The 19,648-nt window shown below is 66.9% G+C and carries 23 protein-coding genes; 10 read left to right on the plus strand and 13 right to left on the minus strand.

Going from position 1 to position 19,648, the window contains the following annotated elements; genetic code table 11:
• Nucleotides 1-19: 19 nt before the first annotated feature.
• On the minus strand, nucleotides 20-598 hold the full coding sequence (locus ACQY8B_RS01240; protein WP_422085039.1) for a DJ-1/PfpI family protein: 579 nt from the start codon (nucleotides 596-598) through the stop codon (nucleotides 20-22).
• 146 nt (nucleotides 599-744) lie between these two features.
• Nucleotides 745-1,167, minus strand: a complete 423-nt coding sequence (locus ACQY8B_RS01245; protein ID WP_422085040.1) for a hypothetical protein — start codon at nucleotides 1,165-1,167, stop codon at nucleotides 745-747.
• 315 nt (nucleotides 1,168-1,482) lie between these two features.
• Here ACQY8B_RS01245 and ACQY8B_RS01250 point away from each other — a divergent pair, with 315 nt between their 5' ends.
• Entirely contained in the window at nucleotides 1,483-1,899 is a 417-nt protein-coding gene (locus ACQY8B_RS01250) for a hypothetical protein (RefSeq protein ID WP_422085042.1), read from the plus strand.
• A 22-nt stretch (nucleotides 1,900-1,921) separates the two neighbouring features.
• On the opposite strand, the gene ACQY8B_RS01255 is transcribed toward ACQY8B_RS01250, so the two are convergent.
• Complete coding sequence (locus ACQY8B_RS01255) at nucleotides 1,922-2,431, minus strand: DinB family protein (RefSeq protein ID WP_422085043.1); 510 nt, start codon at nucleotides 2,429-2,431, stop codon at nucleotides 1,922-1,924.
• Nucleotides 2,432-2,553: 122 nt separating this feature from the next.
• Between ACQY8B_RS01255 and ACQY8B_RS01260 the strand changes: the two genes are divergently transcribed.
• Nucleotides 2,554-3,165 (plus strand): TetR/AcrR family transcriptional regulator, encoded by a 612-nt coding sequence (locus ACQY8B_RS01260; protein WP_422085044.1) that lies wholly within the window; start codon nucleotides 2,554-2,556, stop codon nucleotides 3,163-3,165.
• Here the strand turns inward: ACQY8B_RS01260 and ACQY8B_RS01265 are convergent.
• From ACQY8B_RS01265 to ACQY8B_RS01295, 7 genes are all read right to left on the minus strand, one after another.
• Nucleotides 3,156-3,422, minus strand: coding sequence for a hypothetical protein (locus tag ACQY8B_RS01265; protein ID WP_422085045.1), 267 nt, complete (start codon nucleotides 3,420-3,422; stop codon nucleotides 3,156-3,158). The genes ACQY8B_RS01260 and ACQY8B_RS01265 overlap by 10 nt on opposite strands.
• Nucleotides 3,423-3,557: 135 nt before the next feature.
• Nucleotides 3,558-4,517, minus strand: a complete 960-nt coding sequence (locus ACQY8B_RS01270) for an ornithine cyclodeaminase family protein (RefSeq protein WP_422085046.1) — start codon at nucleotides 4,515-4,517, stop codon at nucleotides 3,558-3,560.
• Nucleotides 4,514-5,377 (minus strand): alpha/beta hydrolase, encoded by an 864-nt coding sequence (locus tag ACQY8B_RS01275; protein WP_422085047.1) that lies wholly within the window; start codon nucleotides 5,375-5,377, stop codon nucleotides 4,514-4,516. Before ACQY8B_RS01275 ends, ACQY8B_RS01270 begins: the two co-directional genes overlap by 4 nt.
• The gene (locus ACQY8B_RS01280; RefSeq protein WP_422085048.1) at nucleotides 5,374-5,949 is read right to left on the minus strand and encodes an exonuclease; all 576 of its coding nucleotides are present in this window, start codon (nucleotides 5,947-5,949) and stop codon (nucleotides 5,374-5,376) included. Before ACQY8B_RS01280 ends, ACQY8B_RS01275 begins: the two co-directional genes overlap by 4 nt.
• Before the next feature lie 16 nt (nucleotides 5,950-5,965).
• The gene (locus ACQY8B_RS01285) at nucleotides 5,966-6,490 is read right to left on the minus strand and encodes a 2'-5' RNA ligase family protein (RefSeq protein ID WP_422085049.1); all 525 of its coding nucleotides are present in this window, start codon (nucleotides 6,488-6,490) and stop codon (nucleotides 5,966-5,968) included.
• A gap of 35 nt (nucleotides 6,491-6,525) precedes the next feature.
• Nucleotides 6,526-8,145, minus strand: a complete 1,620-nt coding sequence (gene rtcR, locus ACQY8B_RS01290; RefSeq protein WP_422085050.1) for an RNA repair transcriptional activator RtcR — start codon at nucleotides 8,143-8,145, stop codon at nucleotides 6,526-6,528.
• A gap of 39 nt (nucleotides 8,146-8,184) precedes the next feature.
• Entirely contained in the window at nucleotides 8,185-8,439 is a 255-nt protein-coding gene (locus ACQY8B_RS01295; RefSeq protein ID WP_428744994.1) for a hypothetical protein, read from the minus strand.
• A 397-nt stretch (nucleotides 8,440-8,836) separates the two neighbouring features.
• On the opposite strand from ACQY8B_RS01295, the gene ACQY8B_RS01300 reads away from it, so the two are divergent.
• The 7 genes from ACQY8B_RS01300 (at nucleotide 8,837) to ACQY8B_RS01330 (ending at nucleotide 16,091) form a co-directional block, all read left to right on the plus strand.
• Nucleotides 8,837-9,988, plus strand: a complete 1,152-nt coding sequence (locus ACQY8B_RS01300; RefSeq protein ID WP_422085051.1) for a slipin family protein — start codon at nucleotides 8,837-8,839, stop codon at nucleotides 9,986-9,988.
• Between the two features lie 120 nt (nucleotides 9,989-10,108).
• Nucleotides 10,109-11,326: an RtcB family protein gene (locus ACQY8B_RS01305; protein WP_422089128.1), complete on the plus strand. Its 1,218-nt coding sequence runs from the start codon at nucleotides 10,109-10,111 to the stop codon at nucleotides 11,324-11,326.
• Between the two features lie 98 nt (nucleotides 11,327-11,424).
• Complete coding sequence (locus ACQY8B_RS01310; protein ID WP_422085052.1) at nucleotides 11,425-12,087, plus strand: zinc-ribbon domain-containing protein; 663 nt, start codon at nucleotides 11,425-11,427, stop codon at nucleotides 12,085-12,087.
• 2 nt (nucleotides 12,088-12,089) lie between these two features.
• Entirely contained in the window at nucleotides 12,090-13,043 is a 954-nt protein-coding gene (locus tag ACQY8B_RS01315) for a ribonuclease Z (RefSeq protein WP_428744995.1), read from the plus strand.
• Nucleotides 13,044-13,069: 26 nt separating this feature from the next.
• A complete protein-coding gene (locus ACQY8B_RS01320; RefSeq protein WP_422085054.1) occupies nucleotides 13,070-13,921 on the plus strand; it encodes a nucleotidyltransferase domain-containing protein in 852 nt (283 codons plus the stop codon).
• Nucleotides 13,914-14,951 carry an RNA 3'-terminal phosphate cyclase gene (gene rtcA / locus ACQY8B_RS01325; protein ID WP_422085055.1) on the plus strand — a complete coding sequence of 346 codons (1,038 nt, stop codon included), beginning with the start codon at nucleotides 13,914-13,916 and terminating at the stop codon, nucleotides 14,949-14,951. Before ACQY8B_RS01320 ends, rtcA begins: the two co-directional genes overlap by 8 nt.
• 75 nt (nucleotides 14,952-15,026) lie before the next feature.
• Nucleotides 15,027-16,091, plus strand: coding sequence for a maleylacetate reductase (locus tag ACQY8B_RS01330; RefSeq protein WP_422085056.1), 1,065 nt, complete (start codon nucleotides 15,027-15,029; stop codon nucleotides 16,089-16,091).
• Nucleotides 16,092-16,118: 27 nt separating this feature from the next.
• On the opposite strand, the gene ACQY8B_RS01335 is transcribed toward ACQY8B_RS01330, so the two are convergent.
• A complete protein-coding gene (locus ACQY8B_RS01335; RefSeq protein ID WP_422085057.1) occupies nucleotides 16,119-16,484 on the minus strand; it encodes an alpha/beta hydrolase in 366 nt (121 codons plus the stop codon).
• A 117-nt stretch (nucleotides 16,485-16,601) separates the two neighbouring features.
• Nucleotides 16,602-18,263, minus strand: a complete 1,662-nt coding sequence (locus ACQY8B_RS01340; protein ID WP_422085058.1) for an adenylate/guanylate cyclase domain-containing protein — start codon at nucleotides 18,261-18,263, stop codon at nucleotides 16,602-16,604.
• 65 nt (nucleotides 18,264-18,328) lie between these two features.
• Between ACQY8B_RS01340 and ACQY8B_RS01345 the strand changes: the two genes are divergently transcribed.
• Nucleotides 18,329-19,057 carry a Crp/Fnr family transcriptional regulator gene (locus tag ACQY8B_RS01345; RefSeq protein ID WP_422085059.1) on the plus strand — a complete coding sequence of 243 codons (729 nt, stop codon included), beginning with the start codon at nucleotides 18,329-18,331 and terminating at the stop codon, nucleotides 19,055-19,057.
• Between the two features lie 12 nt (nucleotides 19,058-19,069).
• Here ACQY8B_RS01345 and ACQY8B_RS01350 read toward each other — a convergent pair whose 3' ends face one another.
• On the minus strand, nucleotides 19,070-19,543 hold the full coding sequence (locus ACQY8B_RS01350) for a DoxX family protein (RefSeq protein WP_422085060.1): 474 nt from the start codon (nucleotides 19,541-19,543) through the stop codon (nucleotides 19,070-19,072).
• Nucleotides 19,544-19,648: the final 105 nt, after the last annotated feature.

Here is a 19,648-nt window from a genome sequence, read left to right on the forward strand (position 1 = left end):
TCTCCTTTGGGTGAATCGATCAGTGCTCGATGCGCGTGCCGAGCACCACCAGGAACTGCGACAGCCACGCCGGGTGCGCCGGCCATGCGGGCGCGGTGACGAGGTTGCGGTCGGTCACCGCCTGTTCGACCGGAATCCCCATGTACTCGGCGCCGGCGAGTTCCACCTCGACCTGGCAGGCCGGGTAGGCAGAAACCTTGCGGCCCTTGAGCAGGCCGGTGGCCGCGAGCAACTGCGCGCCGTGGCACACGGCGGCCAGCGGTTTGTCGGCGGCCAGGAAATGCCTGGCGATCTCGACCACGCGGGTGTTCATGCGCAGGTACTCGGGCGCGCGGCCGCCGGGAATGACGAGCGCGTCGTAGGCCTCGGGGTGCACGTCGGCGAAGGTGGTGTTCAGCGTGAAGCGGTGGCCGGGCTTCTCGCTGTAGGTCTGGGCGCCTTCGAAGTCGTGGATGGCGGTGTGCACCCAGTCGCCGGCCTTCTTGTCGGGCGCCACCGCGTGCACCGTGTGGCCCACGGCCAGCAGGGCCTGGAAGGGCACCATGGTTTCGTAGTCTTCGGCGTAATCGCCGCAGAGCATGAGGATCTTGCGAGCCATCTGTTTGTCTCCTTCGGATGAGGTTGTTGGAATGCGGTGCGCGTGCGGGCGACCGTCACCGCATTATTCGAAGGAGGTGGGCGCCGCGGGTAGCAGCCGGCTGTGACCGTGCTTTGCCGCGGTCATCGTTGCAACGAGCGCCGTCCTCAGATGAGCGTGGCGCTCGCACCGCGCGCTACGGCGGGTGCGATGCCGGCGTAGAAGAAGCCCAGGTCGTCCTCGGGGCCGTTGACTGCACGCCCGCGCACCTTGCCCATCACGCATACGCCTACCTGGGCGTCTCCCTGGCCGATCACCAGAACGAAGGGGTTGTCCTCGTCGCCCCGCAGGTAGCGTCCGCCGAATTCGCGGCGCGCAACCTCGAAGACATATGCCGACGCGAGGAAGTGAAGATCATCCGGCAGGGGTGCCCGCTGCTTGAAGAAGTCGTCGAGCACCTGGTCGACCAGCGACAAGGAGGACGCCGTGTAGTCCAGCCGCGATCCGTCGATGGGTGCGCCGGGCCGCGAGAACGCGCCGACGAAGTCGGTGGCCTGCGAGGCCATGCCTTCCTCGATCGTTTCAGGCATGGCGGGCTTCTTTTTCTTCAGGAGGTCGAACAGTCCCATGGTTGCGGCTTTCCTTTGCTGGATGTGCGTGCTGTGACGCGGTCTGGATCGGCTGACTGTGTCAGAACCCGCCATGCGCGTGCAAGCAGGAAATTCGAAATGCCCAGAAGCTGTTAACAGAAGTTCGCAGAGGTTGCAGCGCTTGCGAAAGAGCTACTCCGCACCTCGGGGCCGTCACGGATCTGCCTTCTGATGTTAATAGTCTTGCTCAGGGTTTTCCCGAATCACAGAGGCAAGACCCCATCCAGACAGACAACCCACAGAAAAGACGGAACCATGAAGACCTCCCAACTCGCCCTCGCCGCCGCACTCACCGTGCTGGCCGTCGCTTCCGCCAACGCCCAGCAACGCACCCGCGAAGCTGTCGAAGCAGAAGCCATCGCTGCCGCCCACGCGCCGAACCAGAACGTCACGCGCGGCTCGCGCGGTGCCGATCCGTTCACCTCCACGGCCGACCCCGCAGCCGTGTACAAGCAGGCCGTCGACACGGCCCATGCGCCGAACCAGAACGTCACCCGCGGTTCGCGCGGTCCCGATCCCTTCACCTCGAGCCGCGACCCGGCCCAGGTCTACCGGGAAGCCATGGCCACCGCCGCGGCGCCCGACCAGAACGTGACCGGCGGCTCGCGCGTCAACAGCAAGGTGATCTCCACCATGGAGAACCCGGTGCTGAAGGCCGCGCAAAGCAAGTAAGCAAGGCAAGCTCGCCGGGCCCTCAAGCGCGCATGCGGCGCGCGGGCTCGGCCTGATGCAGGAAGCCGGTGAACGTGTCGGGAGGCGACGAGCCCATGAGCCGCCACATGATCCGGCCGACCTCGCCCCGGTGGTAGCCGGCATGGGTCACGACGTGGCCCAGCATCTCCTGGCGCGACATCCTGCCGGCGGCACCATCGGTGAAGGTGAAGTCGATGCTCTGCGCAAGCTCTTCCGTGCTCACGCGCGCTGTGTAGGCGACATACCAGCGGTCCGTTTCCCTCACTGCTCCAGCCAGTTCCCGCAGAGGCGGCGCAGTGTCCGACCCTGTCGCGGTGCAGCCGTGTTCCATGCGCTGCAGGTTCGCCACGAAGATGCGATCGACGATGCATGCGTGGTTGAAGACGCGAACTGCGGCTTGGTACTCGGCCTGCGGTGCTCTTTCGGCCAGCGTGGCCAGGCCCGCCAGCAGCCCCTCGTCCGCCCATGACTTGTAGCGGAACAAGGAATTCAAAAGTGTCTGCGTGGTCATCGTGGTTCCCTTGGATAAAAACGGCACACTTCGCAGCCATCGGCCGACGGCGGGTGCGCGCGGTCTTATTCTTGAGTGGAGCCTCGAACTTGGGTACTCGCATTCCTTCGCAGCACAAGAGCATGCGCAAAGCACCGCGGCAGCAGCGTTCGCGCGCCACGGTCGATGTGATCGTCGAAGCCGCTGCTCGCGTTCTGGGCCGCCGAGGCTGGGCCCGATTCACGACGAATGAGATCGCGGCGGTCGCTGGCGTCAGCGTGGGCTCGCTGTACCAGTACTTTCCGAACAAGCTGGCCATCGCCGAGGCGATCCGGCAGCGGCATCTGGACGAGGTGCTGCGGGTGTTGTCCGCAGCAGACCAGCTGAGCGAGACCCTTGCCCTCGAGCAGCGGGTTGCCCGGTTCGTCGACGGCGTCATCGCTGCCCATTCCATCGACCAGGCGCTGCATCACGTCCTGGTCGACGAGGTGCCGCTGGGGGCTCGCTCGAGTTACGTGGCGTTCGAGGCCGAGTACCAGCGACGCTATCAAGCGCTGCTGGCTGCCGCCGACGGCCGTGGTGGCGAGGACGGCGAAGGCCAGGCCATGGCCGCGCGGATGCTCTCGTCTGCGGTCGAAGGCGTTGTCCACTCGGCGGCGGGCCGCAATGAACTCGGTGCGGCGGCATTCAGGACCGAGCTGGTCCGGCTGATCCTTGCCTATTTGCGCGACCGGGGCGCGATGGCTCAGGCGTAGGCCTTGGCCGAGCGCAGTTGCAGCATCGCCAGCATCCGCGCTTCTTCCGCATCGCGCAGGCTCTTGGCTGCGCGGGCCGCGGCGTAAGACACATACATGGTGTCGATCGCCTTGCCCCAGGCTTGAGGCGTCTGGTGCACCGTGTCGGCGGGAAGGCTTGCCGCGTACGCCCCTGGCGCGCCGGGCTCCATCGGACATGCCGGCACGTCGTACCCCGCCTTGCGCAGGATGTTTGCTTTGTGGTTTGTGCTGAGCATGCGGGCGCCTCCTCTGTATGTCGTGCAAAGAAGATAGCGGCATGTGCCAGGGCGCGCTATTAGCTGCTTGACGTATGCGGATGTAGGAAAAAGCCCTCCGGAACCGGCTTTGCGGCGGGCACCAAGCCGGAAGCGTTAGGCCGTGGGCGCCGCGGCCTGCCACACCAGCGTGGCGGCGGTCAGGTCTTCGAGTGCGCTGCCCACGGCCTTGAAGACCGTGCGCTCCTCGTCGCTGGACCGGCCGGTTCGCTCGCCGCGGCACAACTCGGCCAAGGTGCCCTGGACATCCCGCGCACGCAGCGTGCCCGCCGCCATCGCGTCGAGCAGGTCGCCGGATTTCTGCAGCGCTTCCGGGGTGTCGACAAAGGTGCGCGCAGCGGAGAAGCAATGTTCGTCGGTCTCGCGCATCGCGGGCGTGAAGCTGCCGATCAGGTCCAGGTGCGAGCCCGGCGCAAGCCATTCGCCGCGAACCAGCGGTGCGGTGGCCAGTGTGGCGCAGCTCACGATGTCGGCGTGCCCGCGCACGGCGGCCTCGAGGTCGGTGGCGGCTCGCGCATTCCAGCCTTCGGCGCGCCATTGCGCCGCCAGCGCCTCGGCGCCTTCGGGCCGGTGGTTCCAGACCCATACCTCGTCGATGGGCCGCACGCTTGCATGCGCGGCCGGCAGCATTCGAGCGATGCGGCCCGTGCCCAGCACCAGCAGCCGGCGTGCGTCCTCGCGCGCAAGGAACGACGCACCCAGCGCGGACGCGGCCGCCGTGCGGCGCGCGGTGATCTCGTTGCCGTCCATCATTGCCAGCGGCACGCCGGTGCGCGCGTCGTACAGCACGTAGGTCGCGTGCAGGCCGGGCAGGCCGCGCCCACCGTTGCCGGGGAAGATGTTGATGGTCTTGATGCCCAGGAAGCCCGCGTCGCTCCACGCCGGCATGATGAGCACCGTGCCCTTGCAGACGGCGCCGTCCGCGCCGGCGGTCTCGATGGCGTGCACATGGCGCGGCGGCACCTGGGCCTCGGCCGCGAACGCCGAGCGCAGCGCGGGCACCAGCCGCTCGAAAGCCAGCGGAGCGCGTGTGGCGGTTTCGTCGAAATGCTTCATTGCTGCAGCGGCTGCATGGACGATTCGAAGAAGGCCGTCAGCGCCTTGCGGTAGGCGCTTCCGAAGCGCAGGGTCGTCATCGGCTCCAGATGCCCCGCGCCCTGCACCTCGATCAGTTGCTTGGGCTCGCGCGCGTCGGCCAGCAGCCGCTTCGAATGCTCGACAGGAATCACCTGGTCGGCGGTGCCGTGAATGAACAGCAGCGGAATCGGCGAGACAGCCGCCACGTACTTCGACGCCGCATATTCGTCGCTCACCAGCAGGCCGGCTCCCTTGAACTTGTCGTTGGCAATCGAGGAATACGAATAGAAGGTCGACTCGATGGCCGCCGCCTTCACGCCTGCGCGGTTGCCCGAGCCCACCACCGCGATCGCATTGGTGCCCCCCAGGCTCTGCCCGAAGACGAACAACCGCTCCGGGTCGACGTCCTGGCGCGAGCGCACGTAGTTCAGCGCGGCATTGGAATCCTCGAACACTCCCTTGGGCTCCGGCTTGCCTTCGGACTGGCCGTAGCCTCGGTAGTCGAAGACGAGCACGTTGTAGTCCTGCTTGGGCAGCCAGGCCACGAAGCGCCAGTGCGTGCTCATGTTCTGCGCGTTGCCGTGGAAATGCACCACCGTGCCCTTGGCCTCCTTCGGGTTCTTGCGGTCGGCGGCGGGCAGGAACCAGCCGCTCAGGCGCGTGCCGTCGGCGCTGGTGAACTGCACGGGTTCGTAGCGCATGCCCAGTACGTCGGGTGTCTCGTAGCGCACGTTGTCGGGGTAATAGAACATCGACTGCACGCAACCTGCCAGCAGCAGAGGCAGTGCGCACAGCGCGAGCTTTGCGCACCATCGGCGGATCAGGCCGGTGTCGGTCATGGCTTTGCACCGTTGGTGGCCGCGCGGTTCTCCGCGAGCATGTTGCAGAAGAGGGCGCCCTGCTCGATCGCGTCGTCGAGCGCCACATGCGTGTGCGGCATCCCGGGGTCGAACCAGCGGCGCGGCATCGCGCGCTTGGTGCTGTCGCGGTAGTCGAGCTGGAGCATCGCCATCGCGAACGACTTCACGTCGAGCGCCGAGTGGCTGAACGGGCTCTCGCCTGCGAAGCGCATCAGGTACCAGTAGACGAACAGGAAGTCGAAGCCTGCCGGGTACGCGACGAACACGGGCCGCGCGGGCAGGCCCTTGAGCCAGCCCAGGTAGTTCTTCATGGCGTGGGCTGGGTCCTGCGGGTCGGTGCGGCAGGCGGCCCATGCCTCAGGTTGGGTCTTCCACCAGGCGGCGGTCTTCGGGTCGGCTTCGGCGCCGGGCAGCGTGTGCAGGTTTGCGCTGAAGGTGGAAAGCAGTTGCTTGTCGGCCGTATAGGCGGCCGAGCCGAAGCTGAGCATCGAATGCGGGCCGGGAATGGGGCCGTCGGATTCGACGTCTGTGCTTATGTAGATTTCTGGCATGGGTGTTCGTTTTTCTTCAGGCCGCCTCGGGCAACGCAAAGACATGCAAGTCCCGCCAACGTCCTGACGAGTTCTCTATCAGCGCGACCTCGGTGCAATGCGCATGCACAGCGCCAGATGCAAGAAGCCGAGTGCCCAGTTCGACGGCAGCATCTTCAGCATCGCGCACGTTGCCGTGTGCCACTGAAAGATGCTGAACGACGCCTTCATGCTCGCCGCCATATGGCGGGAAATCGGGAAAGGCCTTCGCGAGCGCCAGCGTCATCTCTATGAAAAGGGCGGCGGGCTCGGGCGCCAGATACGCGGTCTCGGGAAACCGCCCGACCTTGCCCAGCGAGAACGCGAACGACGGCGTCTGCGCGAGCACGTGCCGCGCACTGTCCAGCACGTCTGCCGTGATCAGCGCGGGAGCCATGAAGGGAACAAGAAGCGTGATGTGTGCCGGCACGCCGAGCGCCACGGTCGGGTCGTAGCGGCGGCGCAGATCACCGGCGATGGGCTCGGCGGCGGGAACCTTCACGACGAATGCGGAGATGGCCATCGGGCGGAGGATAGCCCATCGATGGCGCACTCCGATCAGCGCCTCGGCCCGCTGGAAACCTGCCCCCAATCGAGACCCAACTTGGCCAGGTACTTGCGCAGCCGGTCCGCATCGTTCACCACGCTGCGCTGCGCACGCGAGGCCTGGAACAGCTGCCGCCCCGCGTCGGAGAGGCTGCGCGACTGGCGGCACACACGCACTACCGCTTCGAGCTGCAGCCGGTCGAACAGGTCGAGGGCCTGCGCCCGCTCTTCGCCCAGAAGTGCATCCAGATCCACGCCGTCGCCGCCGCGGGCCATGGGCACCGCGCCCGCATGCTTCCACAGCCATCGCAGCCGTGCAATCTCCGCTTCGACCAGCGCGACCGGAATGCGGCCGCCGTCGGCCAGCGTGGCCAGCCGAGTCACGCTGGCCGACAGATCGCGGAAGTTGCCGCTCCAGACCGCCCCGCCGCTCTGCGCGAAGCGCAGGTAGGCCGTGCGCGCTTCGGCGTTGAAGCGCACCACGCGGTGGTTCTCGGCGGCGTGGATGGCCAGCAGGTGGTCGACGTTGGGTTCGATGTCCTCGGGCCGCTGCGCAAGGCCCGGCAGGTCGTAGGTCCAGAGGTTGATGCGCGCAAACAGGTCTTCTCGGAACCGTCCTTCGGCCACGTCGCTGCGCAGGTCGCGGTTGGTGCCGGCGATGAGCTGGAAATCGCTCTCCACTTCCTTGTCGGCGCCCACCGGGAAGAAGCGCTTCTCCTCGATCGCCTTCAGCAGCATCGCCTGCTCGTCGAGGCCGAGTTCACCGATCTCGTCGAGGAAGAGCGCGCCCTGGTGCGCCGTGCGCAGCAGGCCCGCGCGGTCGCTCGCCGCTCCGGTGAAAGAACCCTTTCTGTGCCCGAACAAGGTGGACGCCGCCCCGTCGCCGCGCAGCGTGGCGCAGTTCACTTCCACGAAGGGTCCGGTCATCTGGTGCCGCGCCTGCTTCAGCTCGAACATGCGCCGCGCCAGGAAGGACTTGCCCGCGCCGGTCGGCCCGACCAGCAGGATCGGCGCGCGCGAGCGCACGGCCACGCGCTCGATCTCGTCGATCAGCGCATTGAAGCGCGCGTTGCGCGTGGCGATGCCGCTCTTCAGGAACGCGACCGCGTCGCGCTGCTCGGCGTCGAAGCGCCGCGCGATCACGTCGTAGCGCGAGAGGTCGAGGTCGATCAGCGTGCATTTGCCGGCCTCGCCCTGGCGCTGCTTGCGGGGCGGCGAGGTCTGCGCGAGCACGCCCGGCACCAAGCGCGACTCCGACAGCAGGAACATGCAGATCTGCGCGACGTGCGTGCCGGTGGTGATGTGCGTCCAGTACTGCTCGCGTTCGGTGTCGAAGCTGTAGCCGCGCGCCCAGTCGTACAGGCGCGTGTAGACCTCGCCGAAATCCCACGGGTCCGCGAGCTCGATCGGCACGAGGTTGACGGTGGTCTCAGGCGACACGGTGGCGATGTCGGCCTTCACGAGTTCGGCCAGCGCCTTGTGCCTGAGCGTGTAGAGCAACTCCATGCGCGAGACGACCATGTCTTCGTGCTGGGCGAGCGAAACAGTGGGTCGCCACTTGTTCCAGCGACCCGCGCCTTGGCCGGCGTCGAGTTGAGTGCCTAGAAAGCCGATGACGACGATTGGCTTCATGGATATAAAACTAGCTGAATTTATAGATTATGAGGAATTTTATAGGTACGAATACGGCTCACAAAGGAGCCAGGCAAGGAATTTCTCCTTTCCTGTCAATGACTTGCGTTTTTGCTCGTGGAAACAGTCAAAAGCTGGCACGCCGGCTGCAATGGATATCCCGTCAGGATGCAGTTCATCCACTCGCAGGTGCCGCGTAAAAGCGGCCCGGTGCAGCAAGCCAGGCCTGTCCTTGGGTTTGCCGTATGCCGTGGTTGGGCTGTTTGGCAACTGAACTTGATTCAGTCCGCTCATGGTTGAGCGCCGTGCTAACCACATGGAGTTGCGGGTTCGATTCCCGCGAAAAACCCGGCGGTGCCTGCACCGCCATCTGATGGGGGCGAAAGCCCCTCCGCCCCGGCACACCGGAGCGATGGCGCAGGGCAAACATGCCCTGCGGCGCGCGACACAGTGCCAAGCGCAGGCGGCTTGCGCACCGCGTGCGTGGCAAGGAACTGCGTGTGGCCATCGACGGCGAGGCAGGTGACGGCGTTGCAGAAAAAAGCGACGAGGGAGGCACCTGCCGAGCCAGGCGAACGCCGCACGTCAGGCCTTGGCTGCCGCAGTGCCCGCCGCCTGCCCTTTCGAGGGCCTGGACCGAATGACTGAAGACTGAACGAAGAAACGAACCGAATAACGAGTGGGAGAAAAAATGCTGGGCTTCAACCGAATCACGATCAAGAAGAACGAACGCGCGCTGCTGCTTCGCAACGGCGATTTCGAGCAACTGCTGGGCGCCGGAAAGCACTGGGTGTTTTCGCGTTTCGACAAGATCCAGCTGCAGCGCTTTGCCCTGACCGAGCCGGCTTTCGAGCACGAGCTGGTCGACTACTTCCTGGCGCAGGAGCCTGAGCTGGTCGAGCGCGAGTTCGTGCATGTGTCCCTCGGCGAAACCGAAGTCGGCCTGCGCCTGGAAGACGGTGTGCTGGTGCAGATCCTGCCGCCCGCCACCCGCAAGCTTTACTGGCGCGGCCTGCGCGCGCAGCGTGTCGATGTGATCGACGCGGCCGAAGACGTGCGCCTGCCGGCCGAACTGGTGTCGAAACTGCAGAGCGTGGCATTGCGCCCGCGTGCGGTGGCCGGCCTCGAAGGTGTGCTGCTGGTGCAGGTGCCGGAGTTCCACGTCGGCGTGCTGACGCTGCAGGGCCAGATGCAGGACCTGCTGGCACCTGGCAACCATGGTTTCTGGCGCTTCAACCGGCAGGTGGCGGTGACCTGCGTGGACATGCGTTCGCAGATCGCCGAAGTGAGCGGCCAGGAAATCCTGACCCGCGACAAGGTGGGCCTGCGGTTGAACATGTCGGCGGTGTGGCGCTTCACCGACGTGCGGCGGGCGATGGCACAGATGCCGAAGCCGGCCGACCATGTGTATCGCGAGCTGCAGTTCGGGCTTCGCGCCGCCGTGGGCGAGCAGACGCTCGATGCGCTGCTGGAGAACAAGGCGGCCATCGACCAGACGGTGCTGGCGCAGTTGCGCGAGCGGTTGGAAGGCTCCGGCATTGCGCTGGAAAGCGTGGGCGTGAAGGACATCATCCTGCCCGGCGAGATGAAGACCATCCTCGCCCAGGTGGTGGAGGCCGAGAAGTCGGCCCAGGCCAACGTGATCCGCCGCCGCGAGGAAACCGCGGCCACGCGCTCGCTGCTGAACACCGCCAAGGTGATGGAGGGCAATCCCGTCGCGTTGCGGATGAAGGAACTCGAAACGCTGGAACGGGTGGCCGAGCGGATCGACAAGATCTCCGTGATCGGCGGTCTGGACCAGGTGCTCAACGGGCTGGTGACGCTTCGGCCGAACGCCCAATGAACAAAGAAGAAATTCGCGAGCACGACTTCCCGCTGCGGTACTGTGAACTACTGTCGATCGCGCTGCACAAGCGCGCGATGACTTGAACAGAGGAGTGAAACGATGACGAAAGAAGAAAAAATGAACTACAACCTGCACGAAGTCGAGAACGGCGTGCCCGTGAAGATGTGGACCCGCGGCGTGCCCGTGGAGCCCGAAGCGCAGAAGCAGCTGGAGAACGCGGCGCGCCTGCCCATCGTCTTCAAGCACATCGCGGCCATGCCCGACGTGCACTACGGCATCGGCGCAACGGTGGGTTCGGTGATCCCGACCTTCAAGGCCATCATTCCCGCCGCGGTGGGCGTGGACATCGGCTGCGGAATGATGGCGTGCAAGACCACGCTGCATGCCAACGACCTGCCCGACAACCTGGGACCGCTGCGCGGCGCGATCGAGAAGGCCGTGCCGCACGGCTCGAACCCCAAGCGCATGGGCCGCGACAAGGGCTCTTGGGAGACGCCGCCGAACGAAACCGACGTGGCATGGGGTGCGCTGAAGGACGAGTTCGACGCGATCTGCGAAGACTACCCTCGCCTGAAGAACACCAACAACCACAAGCACCTGGGAACGCTGGGTACGGGCAACCACTTCATCGAGGTATGCCTGGACGAGGCGGGCTCCGTGTGGTTCATGCTGCATTCGGGTTCGCGTGGCGTGGGTAACGCCATCGGTACGCACTTCATCGAGCTTGCCAAGAAAGACGCCGAACTGCACCAGCGCAACCTGCCCGATCAGGACCTGGCGTACTTCGAGGAAGGCGCCCAGTACTTCGGCGACTACGTGCGCGCCGTGGGCTGGGCCCAGAAGTTCGCGCGTGCGAACCGCGAAGTGATGATGCAGCGCGTGGTAGCGGCCGTGCGCAAGGTCATCACCAAGCCCTTCGAGGCGCATGTGGAAGCGGTGAACTGCCACCACAACTACGTGAGCCGCGAAACGCACTTCGGTGAGGACGTGCTCGTCACCCGCAAGGGCGCGGTGAGCGCGAAGACCGGCGAGCTGGGGATCATCCCCGGCAGCATGGGCGCCAGGAGCTTCATCGTGCGCGGAAAGGGCAACCCCGAGAGCTTCATGAGCTGCAGCCACGGCGCCGGTCGAAAGATGAGCCGTACCAAGGCGAAGAAGCTCTACACCGTGGCCGACCAGATCGCCGCGACCGAAGGCGTGGAATGCCGCAAGGACGCCGACGTGATCGACGAGATCCCGATGGCCTACAAGGACATCGACGCGGTGATGGAGGCGCAGCAGGACCTGGTGGAGGTGGTTTACACGCTCAAGCAGGTGGTATGTGTGAAAGGGTGAAAACGTGGCCGTCTCGTGGCCTCATGAGTACGGTGTTGTAAAAGGAAAGAGCTCTGGCCTGCCTTCGTGACACCGTACGTATTGCGAAGGTTTGAGAAATGAAAAAAAGCAACAAGCAACGCCGTGCGGAAATCAAGGATAGGCGCCTTGCACGGGCCGTTGCTTTGGAAGCACGCCTGAGCGCGACGGATGCACGGCTTCTGCTTGCCGAAGGGCGATTGCCCGGATTGGAAATTGTCGACAAGTCGAAGCTCGAACGCCATCAGCTTGCTCATTGCCAGGAGCTCTCCGACTTCTATCTTGATCGCCCTTTCATCTGCTCCGACTGCGGTTCCAATGAAATGTGGACTGCCAAGCAGCAGAAGTGGTGGTACGAGGTCGCACAAGGCTGCGTCTACAGCCGCGCTGTTCGCTGTCGTGCGTGTCGACAGACGCGCCGGCTGCAGCGTGAGGCAGCCAGCCTGCATGAAGGGGCGAATCTGTTGCGTGAAGAGGTCGCGCGTTTGCGGGCTCTTGCTGCGGCAGCGCCGAACGCCGCGGCGCGGGCAACGGTCGATGCTGCCTTGCAAAGCAAGTGGCGTAGCCTTCGCGTCGTTGCCATCGAAGTGATGGGGCGCTGGGGAGGTGCGGAGCAGGTCGAGAGGCTCAAAGCGTTCGTCGCGGGCCATCCAGGGGGCAGCAACCATCGCTGGTGGGAGCGTGAGGCCGCGGACGCCGCGAGAAAAGCGTTGACCCGCATAGAGAGCGAGAAGAAAAAATGATGATGAAACTGACTTTCCTGGGTACCTCCTCCGGTACCCCCACGCGCCACCGCAACGTCTCCGGCCTTGCCGTGCAGACGGTGCTCGGCCCGGACTGGTTCCTGGTCGACTGCGGTGAAGGCACGCAACATCGCGTGCTGCAGACACCGCTGTCCCTGAACGACCTGGCCGCCGTCTGCATCACGCATGTGCACGGCGACCACTGCTACGGCCTGCCGGGCCTGCTTGCGAGCGCGGGAATGAACAAGCGCACGAAGCCGCTGAAGCTGATTGCGCCGCTGCCGGTGTGGGAGTGGTTCGAGGCTACGCGCGCGTTGACCGATCTGCATCTGCCCTACGAAGTCGAGCATGTGGATATCGGCGGACCGTCACTGGTGTACGAGGTGCCGGGCCTGCGCATCGAAAGCCATGCGCTGCTGCATCGTGTGCCCAGCCACGCCTATCGCATGCAAGTCGAGACGCGGCGCGTGCGGCTGAAAGCGGACGCATTGCGCGCCATCGGCCTGCCACCCGGTCCCGCATGGCGTGCGCTGCAGCAAGGTGAGGACGTGCCCTTCAACGGCGGCGTGCTGCGCAGTGCCGACTACACCGAGACCCAGGTCGAAACGGTTGCCGCGGTGATGGGCGGCGATAACGCCGAACCCGCATTGCTGCACGACGCCTGCAAGGGCGCGCAACTGCTGGTGCACGAGGCCACCTTCACGCAGGAGGCACTCGACAAGGTCGGCCCCGGGCCGATGCACAGCTCCGCACGCCTGCTGGCCGAATTCGCGCAGGCGGCCGAAGTGCCCAACCTGATCCTCACGCACTTCAGCGCGCGCCATCAGAACGAAGAGGGCATGGCCGCATTGATGGCAGAGACGCAGGCGCACTACCGCGGCCATGCGTTCCTGGCCAGCGACCTGGATGTTTACGAGCTCGACAGTGCCGGCAATGTGACCGTCACCCGGGCCTGACGAAAGAAGAAGAGAAGAAGAAAGACATGAGTACCGAGGAATTCCTGCGCTCCGCCCACCCGATCGAACCCGCCATGCGCGCGCAGATCATGGAAGCCCTGCGCAACATCGAATTGACGCATGACGTGACCGTGCTGTTCGCCTGCGAATCCGGCAGCCGCGGCTGGGGCTTCGCCTCGCCCGACAGCGACTACGACGTGCGCTTCATCTACGTCAACCGCCTGCCGTGGTACCTCACGGTGGCACCGCGTCGCGACGTGATCGAGGTGCCGATCAGCGGCGACCTCGACATCAACGGCTGGGACCTGCGCAAGGCGCTGGGCCTGATGCGCGAGTCGAACCCGACGCTGCTCGAGTGGCTGCGCTCGCCCATCGTGTACCGCGACGACGCGGTGGCGATGCCGCGCTTTCGCGCGCTGTCGGAGGCCGTGTTCTCCAACGCGCGCAGCTGGCATCACTACAGCTCGATGGCGAAGAAGAACTTCCGCGAGCATCTGCAGGCCGACGAGGTGCGCTACAAGAAGTACCTCTACGTGCTGCGACCGCTGCTGGCCGCGCGCTGGATCCGCTCGCGCGCCGGCGTGCCGCCCATGCGCTTTGCCGACCTGGCGCAGCACACGATCGACCCGGTGCGCGACGAGGCGCTGATCGCCGAGATCAACGCGCTGCTCGAGGTGAAGATGCGCGCCGGCGAAGCCGCGACCAGCCCGCGCTGGCCGGGTATCCACGCGTTCATCGAAGCCGAGCTGGCGGCCAATGCGGCAGAGCCGGTGACGCCCCTGCCGTCGGCCGATGGTTCGGTGCTCGATGCGTTTCTTTGCGAGACGGTGCTGCTTTGCGAACTGGAGAACAAAGAGAAGGAGGCTGCCCATGATTGAACTCGACGGCTCCCAAGGCGAAGGCGGCGGCCAGATCCTGCGCACCAGCCTCGCGCTGTCGGTGGTCACCGGCCAGCCGCTTGCCATCGAGAAGATCCGTGCGGGCCGTGCCAAGCCGGGCCTGATGCGCCAGCACCTGGCATGCGTGAACGCTGCTGCGGCGATCAGTGGTGCACAGGTCGAAGGCGCCGAGCTCGGCTCGCAGTCGCTGCGCTTCAAGCCCGGCGCGGTGCGCGCGGGCGAGTACCGCTTTGCGATCTCGGGTGCGGGCAGCTGCATGCTGGTGCTGCAGACCGTGCTGCCGCCGCTGCTGCTGGCCGGCGCGCAGAGTCGGGTGCATTTGAGTGGCGGCACGCACAACCCGATGGCGCCGCCGTTCCATTTCCTGGAGCGCGCTTTCGCGCCGCTGGTGCGCCGCCTGGGTGCGGACCTGCAACTGACGCTGCGCCGCTGCGGCTTCTATCCGGCCGGAGGAGGCGAGGTGGAGGCAGTCATCGTGCCGGCGGCCGGTCCGCTGCAGCCCTTCGACCTGACGGCGCGCGGCGCGCACCGGGCCGGCCATGCGGAGTGCCTGGCACCGGGCCTGCCGCGCCATGTGCCGACGCGCGAACTCGACACGCTGGGCGGCGCGATGGGCTGGTCCGGCGAGCAGCTGCGCCTGGGCGCGGTGCGCCAGAACGAAGGCCCCGGCAATGCGCTGATGGCCACGCTGGCCTACGAACACGTCACCGAGGTGTTCACCGCCTTCGGCGAAAAATCGACGAGTGCAGAGCAGGTGGCGCATGGCCTGGCCAAGGAGCTGCGTGCGTTCCAGAAGAGCGAGGCGGCGGTCGGACCGCACCTCGCTGACCAACTGGCCCTGCTGCAGGCGCTTGCCGCATGGCAGGGCAGGAAGGCCTGCGCCTTCACCTGCAGCGAGGTGACGGAGCACACGCGCACCAACTGCGCGGTGATCGAGCGGTTCCTGCCGGTGCGCTTCGCGATTGCCGAGGGCCGCGATGCCTGCGGGGTGCAGATATCGCCGGCCTGAGGAAAACTCCTTTCCGCTGCCGCGGTTGAAGGCAGCGCTGGCCGGCGGGAAACTCGGGAGAAAGACAGGAACGCCATGACCACATCCTCATTCGTCTACAACAGCGTGCCCCAGCGGGTGGTGTTCGGCGCGGGGTCGCTGCGGCATCTGGCGCGCGAGATCGATGCGCTGGGCGCAAAACGCGCGCTGGTGCTCTCCACGCCCGAGCAGCGTCCGCAGGCCGAGCGCGTGGCGGCCGTGCTCGGCGGCCACGCAGCCGGCGTGTTCGACCGGGCAGTGATGCATGTGCCCATCGAGACCGCACGCGAGGCCAGGGAAGTGGCCCGACGCCTGGGTGCCGATTGCGCCGTGGCCATCGGCGGCGGCTCGACCACCGGTCTTGGCAAGGCGATCGCGCTCGACTCCGGCCTGCCGATCCTCGCGATACCGACGACCTACGCAGGCTCCGAAATGACGCCGATCTACGGCATCACCGAAGCCGGCATGAAGAAGACGGGCAAAGACATCCGGGTGCTGCCGCGCACCGTGATCTACGACCCGGAGCTGTCTTTGAGCCTGCCCGTGGGCATGAGCGTGACGAGCGGCATCAACGCCATCGCGCATGCGGCCGAGGGGCTCTATGCGGTCGATTCGAATCCTGTGATGGACCTGATGGCGCAGGAAGGCATTGCCGCCCTGGGCCGGGCGCTGCCCGCCATCCGCGCCACGCCGCAAGACCCGGGCGCGCGCAGCGATGCGCTCTACGGTGCGTGGCTTTGCGGCACGGTGCTGGGCAATGTCGGCATGGCGCTGCACCACAAGCTGTGCCACACGCTGGGCGGCAGCTTCAACCTGCCGCATGCCGAGACCCACACCATCGTGCTGCCGCATGCGCTGGCCTACAACGCCGAAGCGGCGCCGCAAGCCATGGCGCGCATCGTGAAGGCACTGGGGGGAAGCGGCAGCGCCGCGCAGGCCGTGTACGACCTGGCGCGCGACAACGGCGCGCCGGTCGCGTTGCGCGACATCGGCATGAAGGAGTCCGATCTCGACCTGGCCTGCGAGCATGCGCTCAAGAACCAGTATCCCAATCCGCGCCCGCTGGAGCGCGATGCGATCCGCGCCCTGCTGCAGAACGCCTGGGAAGGCGTGCGGCCCTGAACCTGTGGGGCAGGGCCGCGTCCGGCTTTACAGGCCGGCCTGGCGGGTGAAGGACACGCTGGGCTTCTTGTAGGCCTGCGGCACTTCGTCGCGGTAGAAGGCGCGGCGGTCCAGGCTTTGCAGCGGGTTGTGCGCGGCGGCCACGGCCTGGTCGCGGACCGTGCCGCGGTCGAGCGTGGAGTTGAAGGCCACGGCGCCTTCGGCGGCGGTGTCCGAATAGGTGTTGCCTGCGCGTGTGGCGGCCACGGCTTCGGCCTTCACGTCGGCGCGGCTGGCGGACGAGGTGATGGCGTGCACGCCGTCATAGGTTTCTGCATGTGCTGCACCGGCGGCGCCCAGCAGGGCGAAGGCGGTGGCAAGAGCGGAAGCGGCGATGCGTTGCTTGGTGTTCATGGTGAGAGTCCCTTTGGATCACTGTGTGGGCGGCGGACATTCGTCGTTGCCACAGGATGCAGTGTGAAACCACAGTGCGGTTTGCGATGTGCGTTTGCGCACCGCATTCGGCATCTGCTACGCGGAGACGGCACCCGTGGATGCGTAAAGCACCGCAAGAGGTTCGGAGCGCCCGCGCACCGCGAGCGTTTCAGGCGTGCCCAGGGTGTCCGCCACGCCCGCCTGCTCGGCCGCGAACAGCGACACGACAAGGCGCGACGCCGCGGTCTTCGAGTGGTCCTGCAGCCGGCTCGCCGTGTTCACCACTTCGCCGATGGCGGTGAAGGTGGTGGTTTCCAGGTAGCCCACTTCACCCACCGCGGCGCGGCCCGCATGCAGGCCCATGCCGAACTCCAGCCGCTGGCCGAACTGCGCCTCGAAGCCCTTGCTCCATGCGTCCATGCGCTCGCCGATCAGCTCGGTCGCCCGCAAGGCCTGCCGGCAGGCGGTGGGCAGGTCGCAGTCGAGCCCGAAGATGGCCATCACGCTGTCGCCGATGAACTGGTTGGGCACGCCGCCGCTCTCGCGCACGGCCGCGCCGACGGTGGCGAAGTAGCGGTCGAGCACATAGGCCAGGTCGAAAGGCCACTGCCGCTCCGACAGGCCCGACCAGCGCCGCAGGTCGACGAACAGGATCGCCACGTCGCGCTCGCGCCCGAAGCTGCCGACCGGCGCGGGCCGGCCTTCATTGGGCAGCGGGGCGAACAGCGGCGTTACCTCGATGTCGCCGCGCGGGCGCAGCTGGCAGGCCAGGCGCACGTCGGCGGGAGCGCGCACACGCTCCAGGGTGCGCTGCTCGTCGCGGCCCGCCTCGCCGATGTGCTCCGCCGGGCCGACCACGCGCACCCGGCAGGTCGAGCAGCGCGCCCGGCCGCCGCAGATCGACAGATGGTCGATGCCGTGCGAACGGCTCGCCTCCAGCACGCTCCAGCCGCGCGGCACCTGCACCGTGCGGTCGGGATAGCGCAGCGTGATCGAGGGCTGACGCGACCAGCGCGAAAAACCGTTGCGTCCCCAGCGCGCCAGCAGCAGCAGGGCCAGCGCCAGTCCGTAGAACCACTTGATGCTGTCTTCGGCCGTGCCGAGCGCCTTGCCCTGCTCGGGCGTCGGCAGCACGACGGGCGGCACGCCGGTCCACTGGAACTCGCGACCCATCGACACGAAGCCCATCGCAGCCGTCAGCGGCAGCACCACCGCCACGGCCAGCAGCAGGTAGGAAAAGCGCCGGTACGCCGGCTGCGCTCGCAGCGCGAAATGCAGGCCGAGGCAGCCGTGGGTCCAGGCCGCCAGCATCATCACCAATTGCGCGGCCGCGCCCTGCCAGTCCCACAGGCCCCAGACCACCCGCACGTACGAGCCCTCGATGCCGAAGGCCTGGTAGGCGCCGCGCATGGCCGTGAGGTGGGTGGCCAGCAGCAGCGGCAGCGCAAAGCCCAGCAGCACCCGCAGGCCCTCCAGCGGCGGCATGCGCAGGGTGCGGCGCTCCCACAGGGCGACCACCGCCAGCACGAGGTGGGTGGCGGCGGCACCGTACAGCAGCGCGGTGCCGGGCAGGCTGTGCCAGAACTTCTGCACGCCGCGCAGCACCGTCTCGGCGGCGGCGAACGAATAGATGCCAAGGGAATGGTTCAGGAGGTGAACCGTGATGTAGGCCATCAGCACCAGCCCGCTCACCCAGCGGAGATTGCGCCGTGTCGGCGTTCTCGGGGAAAAGTGCGGTTGGGGGGAACGTCTGTCCATGAACGGGTTCGAAGCGGCTCCCGAGCATAATCCGCGCGCTCATCCCCCTGACCACAGACCCCGGCATGGACAAACCAGACCCTGTCCCCCGTTCCAGCCTCGCACTGCGCCAGATCGCACTGTTGGAAGGCCTCTCCGACCAGCGCCTGGACCTGCTGGCCCGGCAATGCCTGTGGCACAGCGTGGAAGCCGGCAAGCCCCTGCTGCTGCGCGCCGAGCAGCAGGGCGAGGTGTTTCTGCTGGTCTCGGGCCGGGTGCGGGTGACGACCTATTCGGCCAACGGCCGGCAGGTGACCTTCCGCGACTCGGAGGCCGGGGAGCACTTCGGCGACATCGCCGCCATCGACGGCGGCCCGCGCTCCGCCGACGTGGTCACCCTTGCGCCCAGCGTGCTCGCTAGCCTGGACCGTGCCGCCTTCATGGCCCTGCTGCGCGACGAGCCGCTGGTGGCCGAGCGGGTGATGCTGCGGCTGGCGTCGCTGGTGCGGCAGCTGTCGGAACGGGTGATCGACCTGAGCACCCTGGGCGTGCAGAACCGGCTGCATGCCGAATTGCTGCGCCTGGCCCGTGCCGCCGGCGCGCATGGCGGGGACGCCAACCAGGCCCGGCTGGACCCCGCGCCCAAGCATGCGGCGCTGGCCAGCCAGATCAGCACCAACCGCGAGCAGGTGACCCGCGAACTGAATGTGCTGGTGCGCAGCGGCGTGCTGCGCAAGGACGACAAGGCCCTGCTGGTGGCCGACATCGCCCGCCTCGAGACGATGGTCTCGCAGGTCAGGGGGGATGCCGGCTGAGCCGGCTGGCCGTCAGTTGAAGCGGCCGTTGCGGCCGCCGATGCTGAAGCGGCCGGCGCCCAGCAGCACCACCGTCAGCGCGCCGAACAGGTACAGGCCCTGCAGTTCCAGCGCCCAGCCGCCCTGCTTGCCCAGCGCGAACAGGTCGGCCATGTGCACGAGGCCGAAGGCCACCAGCATGTTGATCACCACCACGCCGGCGGCGGCGCGAGTGAAGAGGCCCGCGATCATCAGCAGCGGCGCGACGATTTCGCCGACGTACACCAGGTAGGCGATCCCGCCCGGCAGCCCGGCCTTGGCCAGCATGCCCGCAATGAAGCCGACGCCCGCCGACAGCTTGAAGATGCCGTGCAGCAGCACCAGGAAGCCGACCGCCACGCGGATCAGCAGCTTGCCGGAGTCGTCCAGCGTGGTGGGGGAGACGGCGGAAAGCGGCGATGCGATCGGCGCACGCGGGGTGTCGGCGGCTGCGGCCTGGGTGTTCATGGCGGATCCTTGGAAATTGAAGGCCGCCGCGAAATGCGACGGTTGCGGTTCCAGTGTGCGCAGCCGCCGGAAAGCGGGATGTGCGTAAACGCACATGTTTTGCCG

The sequence above is a fragment of the Variovorax sp. genome, from assembly GCF_965279555.1.
Lineage (GTDB): Bacteria > Pseudomonadota > Gammaproteobacteria > Burkholderiales > Burkholderiaceae_C > Variovorax.

Coding starts and splice junctions, on each gene's coding strand:
- ACQY8B_RS01265 (WP_422085045.1), bottom strand. CDS start 3,422: ATGCTCAGCACAAACCACAAAGCAAACATCCTGCGCAAGGCGGGGTAC.
- ACQY8B_RS01300 (WP_422085051.1), top strand. CDS start 8,837: ATGCTGGGCTTCAACCGAATCACGATCAAGAAGAACGAACGCGCGCTG.
- ACQY8B_RS01255 (WP_422085043.1), bottom strand. CDS start 2,431: ATGACCACGCAGACACTTTTGAATTCCTTGTTCCGCTACAAGTCATGG.
- ACQY8B_RS01305 (WP_422089128.1), top strand. CDS start 10,109: ATGAACTACAACCTGCACGAAGTCGAGAACGGCGTGCCCGTGAAGATG.
- ACQY8B_RS01320 (WP_422085054.1), top strand. CDS start 13,070: ATGAGTACCGAGGAATTCCTGCGCTCCGCCCACCCGATCGAACCCGCC.
- ACQY8B_RS01340 (WP_422085058.1), bottom strand. CDS start 18,263: ATGGACAGACGTTCCCCCCAACCGCACTTTTCCCCGAGAACGCCGACA.
- ACQY8B_RS01285 (WP_422085049.1), bottom strand. CDS start 6,490: ATGGCCATCTCCGCATTCGTCGTGAAGGTTCCCGCCGCCGAGCCCATC.
- ACQY8B_RS01330 (WP_422085056.1), top strand. CDS start 15,027: ATGACCACATCCTCATTCGTCTACAACAGCGTGCCCCAGCGGGTGGTG.
- ACQY8B_RS01315 (WP_428744995.1), top strand. CDS start 12,090: ATGAAACTGACTTTCCTGGGTACCTCCTCCGGTACCCCCACGCGCCAC.
- ACQY8B_RS01310 (WP_422085052.1), top strand. CDS start 11,425: ATGAAAAAAAGCAACAAGCAACGCCGTGCGGAAATCAAGGATAGGCGC.
- ACQY8B_RS01260 (WP_422085044.1), top strand. CDS start 2,554: ATGCGCAAAGCACCGCGGCAGCAGCGTTCGCGCGCCACGGTCGATGTG.
- rtcA (WP_422085055.1), top strand. CDS start 13,914: ATGATTGAACTCGACGGCTCCCAAGGCGAAGGCGGCGGCCAGATCCTG.
- ACQY8B_RS01350 (WP_422085060.1), bottom strand. CDS start 19,543: ATGAACACCCAGGCCGCAGCCGCCGACACCCCGCGTGCGCCGATCGCA.
- ACQY8B_RS01345 (WP_422085059.1), top strand. CDS start 18,329: ATGGACAAACCAGACCCTGTCCCCCGTTCCAGCCTCGCACTGCGCCAG.
- ACQY8B_RS01270 (WP_422085046.1), bottom strand. CDS start 4,517: ATGAAGCATTTCGACGAAACCGCCACACGCGCTCCGCTGGCTTTCGAG.
- ACQY8B_RS01335 (WP_422085057.1), bottom strand. CDS start 16,484: ATGAACACCAAGCAACGCATCGCCGCTTCCGCTCTTGCCACCGCCTTC.
- ACQY8B_RS01240 (WP_422085039.1), bottom strand. CDS start 598: ATGGCTCGCAAGATCCTCATGCTCTGCGGCGATTACGCCGAAGACTAC.
- ACQY8B_RS01275 (WP_422085047.1), bottom strand. CDS start 5,377: ATGACCGACACCGGCCTGATCCGCCGATGGTGCGCAAAGCTCGCGCTG.
- ACQY8B_RS01280 (WP_422085048.1), bottom strand. CDS start 5,949: ATGCCAGAAATCTACATAAGCACAGACGTCGAATCCGACGGCCCCATT.
- ACQY8B_RS01250 (WP_422085042.1), top strand. CDS start 1,483: ATGAAGACCTCCCAACTCGCCCTCGCCGCCGCACTCACCGTGCTGGCC.
- ACQY8B_RS01295 (WP_428744994.1), bottom strand. CDS start 8,439: ATGAGCGGACTGAATCAAGTTCAGTTGCCAAACAGCCCAACCACGGCA.
- rtcR (WP_422085050.1), bottom strand. CDS start 8,145: ATGAAGCCAATCGTCGTCATCGGCTTTCTAGGCACTCAACTCGACGCC.
- ACQY8B_RS01245 (WP_422085040.1), bottom strand. CDS start 1,167: ATGCCTGAAACGATCGAGGAAGGCATGGCCTCGCAGGCCACCGACTTC.